At 50.0% G+C, this 7,524-nt stretch carries 7 protein-coding genes and 1 pseudogene; 7 read left to right on the forward strand and 1 reads right to left on the reverse strand.

Translation table 11 applies throughout. The annotated features are described in order from the left end of the window. Nucleotides 1–59: 59 nt before the first annotated feature. The 7 genes and pseudogenes from EDF78_RS03320 to EDF78_RS03345 all read left to right on the forward strand — a co-directional run bounded on the left by EDF78_RS03320 (nucleotide 60) and on the right by EDF78_RS03345 (nucleotide 6,638). On the forward strand, nucleotides 60–1,013 hold the full coding sequence (locus EDF78_RS03320; protein ID WP_119824537.1) for a nuclear transport factor 2 family protein: 954 nt from the start codon (nucleotides 60–62) through the stop codon (nucleotides 1,011–1,013). A 157-nt stretch (nucleotides 1,014–1,170) separates the two neighbouring features. Beyond that, nucleotides 1,171–1,463 (forward strand): annotated as a pseudogene (locus tag EDF78_RS25710) (IS3 family transposase); the annotation flags it as partial. Nucleotides 1,464–1,768: 305 nt separating this feature from the next. Beyond that, on the forward strand, nucleotides 1,769–3,091 hold the full coding sequence (locus EDF78_RS03325) for an MFS transporter (RefSeq protein ID WP_133822537.1): 1,323 nt from the start codon (nucleotides 1,769–1,771) through the stop codon (nucleotides 3,089–3,091). A gap of 17 nt (nucleotides 3,092–3,108) precedes the next feature. Beyond that, nucleotides 3,109–4,272, forward strand: coding sequence for a mandelate racemase/muconate lactonizing enzyme family protein (locus tag EDF78_RS03330; protein WP_133822538.1), 1,164 nt, complete (start codon nucleotides 3,109–3,111; stop codon nucleotides 4,270–4,272). Beyond that, a complete protein-coding gene (locus EDF78_RS03335; protein WP_133822539.1) occupies nucleotides 4,266–5,162 on the forward strand; it encodes a dihydrodipicolinate synthase family protein in 897 nt (298 codons plus the stop codon). Before EDF78_RS03330 ends, EDF78_RS03335 begins: the two co-directional genes overlap by 7 nt. Then, entirely contained in the window at nucleotides 5,159–6,052 is an 894-nt protein-coding gene (locus tag EDF78_RS03340) for a 2-dehydro-3-deoxygalactonokinase (protein WP_133822540.1), read from the forward strand. The genes EDF78_RS03335 and EDF78_RS03340 overlap by 4 nt, the downstream gene beginning before the upstream one ends. Next, a complete protein-coding gene (locus EDF78_RS03345; RefSeq protein WP_133822541.1) occupies nucleotides 6,042–6,638 on the forward strand; it encodes a 2-dehydro-3-deoxyphosphogluconate aldolase in 597 nt (198 codons plus the stop codon). The genes EDF78_RS03340 and EDF78_RS03345 overlap by 11 nt, the downstream gene beginning before the upstream one ends. On the opposite strand, the gene EDF78_RS03350 is transcribed toward EDF78_RS03345, so the two are convergent. Next, nucleotides 6,621–7,310 (reverse strand): helix-turn-helix domain-containing protein, encoded by a 690-nt coding sequence (locus EDF78_RS03350; RefSeq protein WP_095925585.1) that lies wholly within the window; start codon nucleotides 7,308–7,310, stop codon nucleotides 6,621–6,623. The genes EDF78_RS03345 and EDF78_RS03350 overlap by 18 nt on opposite strands. Nucleotides 7,311–7,524: the final 214 nt, after the last annotated feature.

The raw sequence follows: 7,524 nt of genomic DNA on the forward strand, positions 1-7,524 counted from the left end.
ATGCCCACTTCAGACAGTGAAATATCGAAAACAGGCGCTGTACAGACAGGAGATATTCAATGATTACCCCTCTTAGCCGCTCAGATGCACTCAGTTTTATGGAAACACTTCGCAAAAGCTGGGAATCCGGCCACTGGGCCGATACGGATTGCTCTGTGGCTGAAACGGTCAAACTCAAAAGCAGCCACAAAGGCATACTTCATGGTAAATCAGCATTAATCACAGCGTTACGTGAAGATACATCCTCTGAAAAGCATCTAAATCTGGTGACCTCTAATTTTTACGCGGCTGCGGACGGAGAAGGGACCGCCATGGTAAGCGCCTATCTGTATGGTGAGGTAGCACCAGGCGCAAAATATAATCCCGTTGCCCTGTTTGGCGCAGTGTTGCGACTGACGCTGAAAGCAGAGTCTGATGGCTGGAAGCTGACCGAAGTGCTTATAAACATCGGCTGGGCGGAAGGTGATACTGATTATCTGGTTAACTGGCGTCTGCCTCCTGGGCAACAGGGGTGGCGTCCGGGAGATGCGCCACCTGTTCTGGTCAGTGAGCTGGATTCCCCCTGGCATTGCATTGCGCAGAACCAGATAAAGGCGACTGAAGAAGAGCAAATTGAGGAGTCCTATTCACGTTATTCGTGGGGGATCGACCAGAATGATTTTAGCCAGTTCCGGACCTGTTACACCTTAGATGCTTGCGGACAATTCCCTCCACTGGGACCATTAAAAGGTCTGCACAGTATTGTAGGATCGCTTAAAGAGTTTCGTCGTCACTGGCCCTGGATGCAGCATTATGGTGTCCCACTAAAAATCACCCTCAGAACAGACGGTACAACAGCTGAAATGTGGACGGGGCGCTTAATACCAGGACAGATAAAAAATAAGAATGGTGAGTGGATGTACGGTGCTCATTATCGAATTGAGCTTCGCAAAGAAGAGGGTTTGTGGAAGTTCAGCTGGAGCGAGTACGTTCCCGGCTGGTTCTCTGAAGAGAATCCTCCTTTTCTGAACTGAAACTCTTCGCGCATTCTCTGGCAATTAAGCTTTCTGGTTATGAAGGCTTAATTGCTGAGAAGTTGTTTGTTTGAGGTCCCCCCTCAACACCATACATTCCATAAACAAGGTCCGCTTTTCGCTCACAGCTGCCCTTGATCTTTGCATCGGGCTGCTTCGTGAGCATAACGGTAAAGTTGCATTGGCAGAAAGCGATCTGTGGTTGTGTTCAGTTGGCTTCTCGTTCGGCTGTGATGACGACAGAAAAGGTTCGCACTGGACTGCTGCGACAGAGAAGCCATAGGGTGGGCTGCCAGTACAGGTGGTTACGACATCAGCACGGTACAGGATGTGATATTGGGTGCAATGGAAAAGCTGTTCGGTGATCCGTTACCGGAAAAATCGTTCGAGTCGCTGACGGACAACGGTTCTGCTTATGTCGTGCATGAAACCAGCAGATGCGCGACGGAATACTGAGTCCGTTAGATGACAATGACTTACATATAAAAACAGTCTGGATATAGCGGGTCAAGATCCTAGGGGTTTCACCAAAATAATCATGCCTGTCTGTTTTGGTCACTCTTAGTAATACGAGCCCGGTATATTATCTCAACTGCAACTGCTTCATTATATGAAGCAAAAAATCATTTCAATTTTGATTCATCTCGCTATTCCAACAGTCCATCTCATCTCCCGAGATCTAATCAATATACTCGTCCTATACCTACTAAAAAGTCGGACCAAGACTGAGACCCTACCTACCCTCGGGAGTTGATATGGACAATACAGAGACCCAATACGCCACAGACTACAGCGGGGCGAGAGAAAAAGTGCCAGCCCGGCGCACAGCAAAAATCATGCTGTCGGCCGGTATCGGTCATTTTATTGAATGGTTTGATTTTGGACTTTACGGGACATTAGCCACCATTATCGCGAGCAATTTTTTTGCCAGTAGTGACCCGGCAATCGCACTGCTTAAATCCTTTGCTGTTTTCGGTTCTGGCTTCTTGATGCGACCGCTTGGCGGGCTGTTCTTTGGCTCGATGGGCGATCGTCTCGGACGGCGTAAAGTGCTGGTCACGGTCATTGTGATCACGTCAATTTCGACCTTTATAATGGGGCTTTTACCCACCTGGCACCAGGTAGGCATAATCGCGCCAGTCTTACTGGTATTCACCCGTCTGATACAAGGGTTTGCCGCCGGTGGCGAAAGCTCTGGCGTGATTACTTATCTGGCGGAAAGCGCAAAGCCCCACCGCAGAGCCACCTTGACCTGCTGGAGTGAAAACTTCAGTTTTTTGGCCTTTGTCTGCGGTTCCGGGTTGGTTCTTTTTCTCACCCATACCTTAGGTGAGGAAGTGATGAACGACTGGGGATGGCGCATTCCATTTCTGCTGGCAGCGCCATTAGGTCTGGGTGGCCTGTATATGCGCCGTAACATGGAGGACTCCGCTGAGTTTCATAAACTTAAAGCCGCCGGAAAGATTGAAAAATCACCTTTGCGCACATCTCTTTCAACCTCGATGTCTGCCCTTTTGTTCTGCACAGGATTTGTGATTGTTAAAGCGGTAAGTAGCTGGGTTCTGCAATCTTTTATGCCCGGTTATCTCTCCACCTATTTGCATTACAGCCGTACCGACTCCTATTTAATTACCACCCTCGGGCTGCTCAGCGTCGCAATTTGTATGCCACTCACCGGCTATCTATCTGATCGTTGGGGACGCAGGCCACTGATGCTGATGGGATGTGGCGGATTCATTTTACTGACTTACCCGGCAATGCTGGTGATGAGCCAGGGATCAGTCGGCTCGTCCATTGCGGCGATGAGCATGCTCGGCGTCTTTGTCGCCATGTTTAATGGGGGCTGCGGCGCAGCTATGGTCGAACTGTTCCCGACCGCAATTCGTTACGGCAGTATTGCCATCGCCTATAACCTGACTGTCGCTGTCTTTGGCGGTGTAACACCATTGGCTTCAGCAAGCCTTATCACGCTAACCGGTGACCCCTTATCCCCTGCCTGGTATGTGATGATCACTGCCGCAATCTCGTTTATCGCCGTCTGGTTTGCCAAAGAAACCGCTGGAAAAAATTTGGATTAATGTGCCCAGGAGTCGCAATGAAGATAAGCCATATTGAATGTTTCCCGCTGAAAATTACGCCACAACAAGCCTATCTTGGAGGGAGTGTTGAAGGTCACAACAGCGATTATTACTATCGCCCGGAGTATCGCTGTGTCTATTCGCGAAAAATGGAAACGTGCCTGGTTAAGATCACGACCAATGAAGGGTATGTCGGTTGGGGAGAGGCGCTGGCACCGGTAGTACCTCAGGTGATCGCCGAATTAATTAACCATCTTTTTGCCCCGTTACTGATTGGCCAGTCGCCGTTCGCCAGTGGGGTACTGAACTCTAAAATGTATGATGCCATGCGCGACCGTGGCCATATTACTGGCTATCACATTGATGCTATCGCCGCGGTGGATATTGCCTTGTGGGATCTGAAAGGCAAGATCCTTCAACTCCCGGTCTATCAGTTACTCGGCGGCGCCTATCGCGAGACAATTCCTTGCTATGTCTCTGGGTTGCCCGAACCTGACCTGCCTGCCCGCTGTCATCTGGCGAAGCAATGGCAAGACAAAGGTTTTAATGCCTTCAAACTGGCGTTGGGCTATGGGGTAAGGGAAGACATCGAAAACGTGAGCGGGATTCGTGAAACGTTGGGCAACGACGCTGATATTTTTCTCGATGCCCACTGGAATTACAGTGTGGCGCAAGCCGCTGAATTGGCAGCAGCCTTGCATCCATTAGGAGTCGGTTTCCTTGAAGCCCCGCTCCTGCCTGAAGATATTGCGGGTCACCGTGAATTGCGGGCGAAAAGTCCCGTCGCTATCGCGATCGGGGAAACCGAGCGCACCCGCTATCAGTTTAAGCCGTTCATCGAGCAACGCGCTGCCGATATTCTGCAACCAGACGTTGGACGTACCGGCATCAGTGAAATGATGCACATTGCTTCCATGGCTGAAGCCTGGAATCTACAGGTTGCGCCTCATCTTAGCGTCGGCTTAGGTCCCTGCATTGCCGCTTCAATCCAGGTTGCAGCCGCGATCCCTAACCTCTTTATGCTGGAGTACCAGCCGCCGGTTTTTGCCATTGCTAATCAGCTACTCAACACACCACTGGTGTGTGAGCAGGGGCATTACCAAAGACCTGAAGGCCACGGTCTGGGTATTGAAATTAATGAAGAACGTGTTCGTGAATATGTCATGGGGGCAACATGTTAAAGGGTAATGTGCCAATTCTGGCAACGGCATTTGATAAGCTAGGTAACGTTGATTTCACTTCAATTGAAAAACTGGTGCGGTTCTTGTTGAGCCAGGGTATTGACGGCCTGGCGCTGTTTGGCAATGCCTCAGAAGGCTATGCGCTAACCAGTGGAGAGAAAGAAGCGCTATTCCATTGTGTAAAACGACTGACCGGAAACTTGCCACTGGTCGCCGCTGCGGGAGGAGCCAGCTCAGCCGTTGCCATCGAGGATATTAATCGCGTTAAACAATGGGGCGCTCAGGTGGCGATGGTCAACCCACCCTCAGTGGTTAAACCCGGCCCGGATGAGATTTTCCATTTTTATCGCGACATCTGTCATGCCTGCGATATAGAGATAATGATCCAGGATGCGCCGATGATGACCGGGGTGACGATACCGGTCGCCACGCTGGTCAAACTCTGCCAGGCGTTTGCCGCGATCAAATACATTAAAGTTGAACAACCGCCGACGACTCTCAAAATCACAGCGCTCAAAAATGCCCTCGGTGATAGCGTCGGCTTGTTTGGTGGGCTGAATGCCGGCTTCTTATATGAAGAGCTTCGACGCGGCGTGATTGGCACCATGCCTGCCTGCGAGTTCCCCGATGTGATCAATGCCATTCTGCGGGCCTTTCCGCGCAGTGAACAGGAAGCACAGGCGCAATTTTATCGCTATCTTCCCTTCCTGCGTTATGGGGTTCAACCGGGTATTGGCGTAGCCATCCACAAAACCGTTTTGCATAAAGCTGGCATTTTTGCCACGGACTACGTTCGCGAACCGGCAAAACCGATAGATGATATCACACGGGATGAACTGCAAAATCTCACTGCTGCATTGCCACTGGCAGTCTTCGGAGCGAACCAATGAACTACATTGCCGTAGATTGGGGTACCAGTAATTTCCGCGCGCTGAGTGTACGTAATGGCGTCGTCACACGCATGGTTGAAGACACGTGCGGGGTGGGAAAATGCCAGCGCGAGCAGTTGCCTGATATTCTTCGCCAGCAATTGCTGCGCCTAAAGGATGCCTGGGACGCACAGCTCCCGGTTATTCTGTGTGGCATGATTGGCAGCAATATCGGCATTACCGATGCCGGATACCTGGAGTTGCCACTCAGTTTTGCCGCCTTACTTGGCAAAGGTCGCGAGCTCAAGGGGGTACTCTCCAATCCTCTCACTCTGCGCCCGGGTATATGCGACCGCCGCGTTAATGAAGTGTGCCGGGGTGAGGAGATGCAACTCGCGGGTGCATTAACGTTAACCGATGCCAGCCGCTTCGCTGCGGTGGGGACGCACAGTAAATGGATAACCGTTGATCGCTCGAAACAGCAGGTTGAGAGCTTACGCACCCTCATGACCGGTGAACTTTATCATTTCGTTGTTCACCATTCAGTGGTGGGTAAAGGTCTGCCCGAACAAATAGATTCCACTTCGGCATTTATCGACGGGGTCAACACTGCGCAATCTTTTGATTACCCTGCCAGTGATATTATTACCGAGCTGTTTCGTAGCCGCGGGCGATATATTCTTGGTGCCATAGAGCCACGCCATGCTGCAAGCTACCTTTCAGGTTTACTGATTGGCTACGAAATCCTGACCGGGCAGAAAGAGGGTGAAAGTATCTGCTTTATCGGCAATCGCACCTTGTTGTCACTGTATCGCCAGGCCTGCGATGTGCTATCTGTCAGTTGCACCACCCTTGAAGCTGAAACCACAATCATTGCCGGACTGAATGAGGTTTTTCGCGATGATCAATAGTGCAAAAGTCGTCGCCATTCTGCGGGGTATCACCGCAGAGGAGGCGATAGAACATGTCGCCTGTCTGCTGGATTATGGCATCAATAGGGTGGAGATCACCACCAACTCCCCTGGCTGGGATCAGAGTGTGCAACAGATTAGTCGCCAGTTTGGCGAACGGGTGCGAGTGGGAGCCGGGACGGTGCTCACGCCTGAGCAGGTGGAAACCAGTGCCTTACGCGGAGCAGGGTTTATTTTAACGCCCAATCTCGATTTCCGTGTTGTCACTGCTGCAAAGCGTCATGGTCTGGATGTCTGTGCCGGCGTTTTTACCAGTAGCGAAATTTTCTCGGCCTGTGAGATGGGAGTGGATGTGCTGAAAATTTTCCCTGCTGCGGCGCTGCCGGTTAACTATCCGCAATTGATCAAGGGCCCGCTATCACAAGCAAGCCACTTCTGCGCAGTGGGTGGTGTTGATATTGAAAATGCAGCCGATTATTTACAGTATTACGACAGCGTAGGAATCGGTTCTGCACTCTACCGTTGTGGGCAAAGTGTGGTGACTACGGCTGAACGCTGCCAGCAGTTACTACAGGATGGGAAATGATTCTCTACTGATTTTCTGTGCTGCAGTCATTAAAAATTGGCGAAAACTATCAATATTGAGTTTGTCACCCTGAATATTAGACAATGCTATGGCTGCTTGCATGCCAGGAATAATACAGGCCAGTCGGTAATCTGTCTGGCTGTATACTTTTTCAAATACCTGATGTCGCCTTGCCTCTTGTATATCATTTTTCAACAAATTGTGGTCATGGACACCAATGCGAGCGACTATTTCTTCATCACTCATGGCTGAGAGTAGTTTAATGCCAATGACTGAATCATGAATCGGATAGGACTCATAATTCCCGATAGCACGGGCGATACTTTTCCCTCCACGGGTATGGATTAAATACGTCACATTCTTCCCGCTTAATATACCAACAACGATAGAAACAGAGTGACTACCAATTTCCTCTAGCATTCCCAACACTGCGCTATAAAAGGTTGAGTTATGTATCGCACGGGCAGAGAGTTGGTGGATACCCATCCCTAAACTATATTTTTTTCGTATATCTTGCTCCACCATTTCCAGTGACAATAAAGTCTGCATCAACCGAGTGACTTTTGCTGAATCCAGTTCCAAAGTCCGCCCCATCTCCCTGATACCTAAAGCACGATTTCCGGAGGACAATAATTTCAAACAACGAAATGCATCATAAACTGTGTTGTTCATCTCATACCTCAATTATGGGAAAGTGATATTTTTTCCCCCATTTAAACAGTGCTAAATAGCTTCGCAAAATAGTAGATCACACTTAGAGGGGACTCAGCCCGGATTGTGCGATCTGGGGGCCGCTTGGAAAACGGAATCTATGGTCACTCCCGTTTTTGCAACACCGATTTTGACGATAAATTGGCTTGCTTGAATCTATCCGGCGTCTGAATGG

Source organism: Rahnella sp. BIGb0236, assembly GCF_004364755.1.
Classification (GTDB): domain Bacteria; phylum Pseudomonadota; class Gammaproteobacteria; order Enterobacterales; family Enterobacteriaceae; genus Rahnella; species Rahnella victoriana.

Coding starts and splice junctions, on each gene's coding strand:
- EDF78_RS03325 (WP_133822537.1), top strand. CDS start 1,769: ATGGACAATACAGAGACCCAATACGCCACAGACTACAGCGGGGCGAGA.
- EDF78_RS03320 (WP_119824537.1), top strand. CDS start 60: ATGATTACCCCTCTTAGCCGCTCAGATGCACTCAGTTTTATGGAAACA.
- EDF78_RS03345 (WP_133822541.1), top strand. CDS start 6,042: ATGATCAATAGTGCAAAAGTCGTCGCCATTCTGCGGGGTATCACCGCA.
- EDF78_RS03335 (WP_133822539.1), top strand. CDS start 4,266: ATGTTAAAGGGTAATGTGCCAATTCTGGCAACGGCATTTGATAAGCTA.
- EDF78_RS03330 (WP_133822538.1), top strand. CDS start 3,109: ATGAAGATAAGCCATATTGAATGTTTCCCGCTGAAAATTACGCCACAA.
- EDF78_RS03340 (WP_133822540.1), top strand. CDS start 5,159: ATGAACTACATTGCCGTAGATTGGGGTACCAGTAATTTCCGCGCGCTG.
- EDF78_RS03350 (WP_095925585.1), bottom strand. CDS start 7,310: ATGAACAACACAGTTTATGATGCATTTCGTTGTTTGAAATTATTGTCC.